Raw genomic sequence first — 3,066 nt, 5'->3', positions numbered from 1 at the left:
AGTGTACAGAAAATAACCATTTTCTGTACACTCTCTTTTTATGCCGAAATAAGTGAGTAATACATATATTTTCGTGTTCAAAAACCCAACAAAAAATCTATGTTCACAAAAGACCTTGAAATTAAGTTATGGTACACTGTATATGTATATAGGAGGTTTGTATTTTGAAAATAGGTTATGCAAGAGTTTCAACTGGATTACAAAATCTGAATTTACAGGAGGACCGATTAAACGCATATGGTTGTGAAAAGATATTTAGCGACCATATTAGTGGTTCAAAAAGTAAAAGACCTGGATTAGATAAAGCAATTGAATTTGCGAGATCAGGAGATACGATTGTTGTTTGGAGACTCGACAGACTAGGACGTAATATGGAGGATTTAATCACATTAGTTAATGAGCTTAACGAACGAGGTGTAAGTTTCCATAGTTTAGAAGAAAATATAACGATGGATAAATCAAGTTCTACAGGACAATTATTATTTCATTTATTCGCAGCGTTTGCAGAATTTGAACGAAATTTAATTTTAGAACGTTCTTCAGCTGGCCGAATTGCAGCACGTGCTAGAGGACGCTATGGAGGTAGACCCGAAAAATTAAATCAAAAAGATTTAAACTTACTTAAGACACTTTATGATAATGGCACGCCAATTAAGACAATTGCAGAGCAGTGGCAAGTTTCACGTACAACGATTTATCGTTACCTCAATAAATTGGAGGAAAAGGAAGATGAAAAACAAGGAGAAGTATCTAACTAATTTTTCTGAAGCCAAACGTAAAGAAGCTACTCAAAAGTACAATATTATAAAACCTTTTATCTTGGGCAAGCAATCTTTATCAAGCATTTCTAAAAGCAAAGGTATTGCGTTAAGTACACTTTATAGGTGGAATAAATTATATAAGGAACAAGGTCTTACTGGTCTAATTCATAATACAAGAGTTGATAAAGGTGAGCATAAATTAAAACAAAACATAATAGACGAGATTAAACGCCTTGCACTCAAGAATAAAAGAAATAGTATTGCTACGATTCATAGGAAAATCGCTAATTATTGTATAGAGAATAATTTTTATAAACCAAGTTATAAACAAGTTTATAGTATTATTAAAGCAATGCCTAAGTCTGTTATTGATTTCTCTCACCAAGGTGAAAAATACTATCAAAATAAGTACGATTTAATACAAATAAGAGAATCCTCAAGACCCAATGAAATATGGCAAGCCGACCATACTTTGCTAGATATTTATATATTAGATCAAAAAGGTAATATCAATAGACCATGGCTAACCATTATTATGGATGACTATAGTCGTGCAATTGCAGGCTACTTTATAAGTTTTGATGCTCCTAATGCTCAAAACACAGCATTAACACTACACCAAGCAATATGGAATAAGAATAATACCAATTGGCCAGTATGTGGTATACCCGAAAAATTCTACACAGATCACGGGAGTGACTTTACCTCGCACCACATGGAACAAGTCGCTATTGATTTGAAAATTAACTTGATGTTTTCAAAAGTTGGTGTCCCTCGTGGTCGCGGGAAAATAGAACGGTTTTTTCAGACAGTTAACCAAACTTTCTTAGAACAACTTCCTGGATATATAAACAATAATGATACTTCTAGCGATTTAATAGATTTTCAAAATTTCGAAGAAAAATTACGATACTTTTTAATTGAAGATTATAATCAAAAAGAGCACAGTGCTATCCAGAGCACTCCTATCAATCGGTGGAACAGTAATCATTTTTTTCCTAATATGCCAAGCAGTTTAGAACAACTTGATTTATTATTATTAGAAATACCTAAATCTAGAAAAATTCATTCAGATGGTATTCATTTTCAAGGCTTTAGATACAGTAATACAAACCTAACTGCTTATGTAGGTGAGTATGTATTAATTCGTTACAATCCCAATGATATGGCTGAAATACGCGTTTTTTATAGAGATGAATTTCTTTGTACAGCAATATCCCCTGATTTAGCTGATTATTCAATTGATATAAAAGAGATACAACACGCACGTAGTCAGAGAAGAAAACACTTAAAACAAAACATTGCTAGTCCAAGCACCACTGATTTAATTAAGGAAGAAAAAAGTTATGGTTACTCACCTCAAGAAACGACCAAAAACGTCAAAAAATTAAAGAGGTATCGTAATGACTAAAAATCAGAATTTCATTGAAACGAAAGAGTATAAACGATTTGCTGAATTTTGCGATGCTTGTATCAAATATCAATATATTGGGATCTGCTATGGTCAACCTGGTGTCGGAAAAACTTTATCTTCTAGGTATTACACAAATTGGAATACTATTGAAAAGCAAGTTAATCATAGAGGGTGGGAAGATCTAGCTAGTAAAACGACTGATGATATATTATCGGTGAATAAGATATTTTATACTGCACCGGCTGAAAAACAAACAAGATTAAGTAATGATCTATATAGTATTAGTGCAAGTATTGATTTGGGTCAAAAATTACACATCGTAAATAAGTATGGTCATGATCATAGTAAACATTATAGTGATATGTTTAAATATATTGATTTAATTATAGTAGATGAGATTGATCGCCTTAAAGTGCAACATTTAGAGCAATTAAGAGCTATTTATGATGAACATAATTTAGCAATGATATTTATTGGTATGCCAGGTATAGAGAAAAAACTATCTCGTTATCCTCAACTATATTCGCGTATAGGTTTTGCACATGAATTTGATAATCTAAGTAAAGACGAGACGCATCATATATTAGAATATAAGTGGCAAGATTTAGGATTTGATCTAAAACTCGAAGATTTTACTGATTATGAGGCAATAACGACGATTATTAAAATTACAAAAGGGAATTTTAGGCTGATTCATCGTTTATTTGCGCAGATAGATAGAATTATGGATATAAATGGCTTAGATAAAATCAGTACAGAAGTTGTAGAAACAGCTAGAGATAGTTTAGTCATAGGTATTCGTTAATAGAAAAAGCAATGTACTTTAATATAGGACATTGCTTTTCTCATTTACTAGGTAAAATCATTCTCATATATCAAGTAAAGTAACAC

At 31.8% G+C, this 3,066-nt stretch carries 3 protein-coding genes; all 3 read left to right on the top strand.

Annotated features, from left to right (window positions below):
• Positions 1-164: 164 nt before the first annotated feature.
• The 3 genes from J5E45_RS03980 to J5E45_RS03970 are packed head-to-tail and all read left to right on the top strand — an operon-like array spanning position 165 to position 2,980.
• Positions 165-758, top strand: a complete 594-nt coding sequence (locus J5E45_RS03980; protein ID WP_000690628.1) for a recombinase family protein — start codon at positions 165-167, stop codon at positions 756-758.
• Positions 730-2,172 carry a Mu transposase C-terminal domain-containing protein gene (locus tag J5E45_RS03975; protein WP_000790705.1) on the top strand — a complete coding sequence of 481 codons (1,443 nt, stop codon included), beginning with the start codon at positions 730-732 and terminating at the stop codon, positions 2,170-2,172. The genes J5E45_RS03980 and J5E45_RS03975 overlap by 29 nt, the downstream gene beginning before the upstream one ends.
• Positions 2,165-2,980 carry an AAA family ATPase gene (locus J5E45_RS03970; protein ID WP_000164963.1) on the top strand — a complete coding sequence of 272 codons (816 nt, stop codon included), beginning with the start codon at positions 2,165-2,167 and terminating at the stop codon, positions 2,978-2,980. The genes J5E45_RS03975 and J5E45_RS03970 overlap by 8 nt, the downstream gene beginning before the upstream one ends.
• Positions 2,981-3,066 lie beyond the last annotated feature (86 nt).

Source organism: Staphylococcus shinii (assembly GCF_017583065.1).
In the GTDB taxonomy this organism is placed as follows: domain Bacteria; phylum Bacillota; class Bacilli; order Staphylococcales; family Staphylococcaceae; genus Staphylococcus; species Staphylococcus shinii.
Note: the sequence above shows the minus strand (reverse complement) of the source record. Positions and strands in the feature narration are given on the sequence as shown.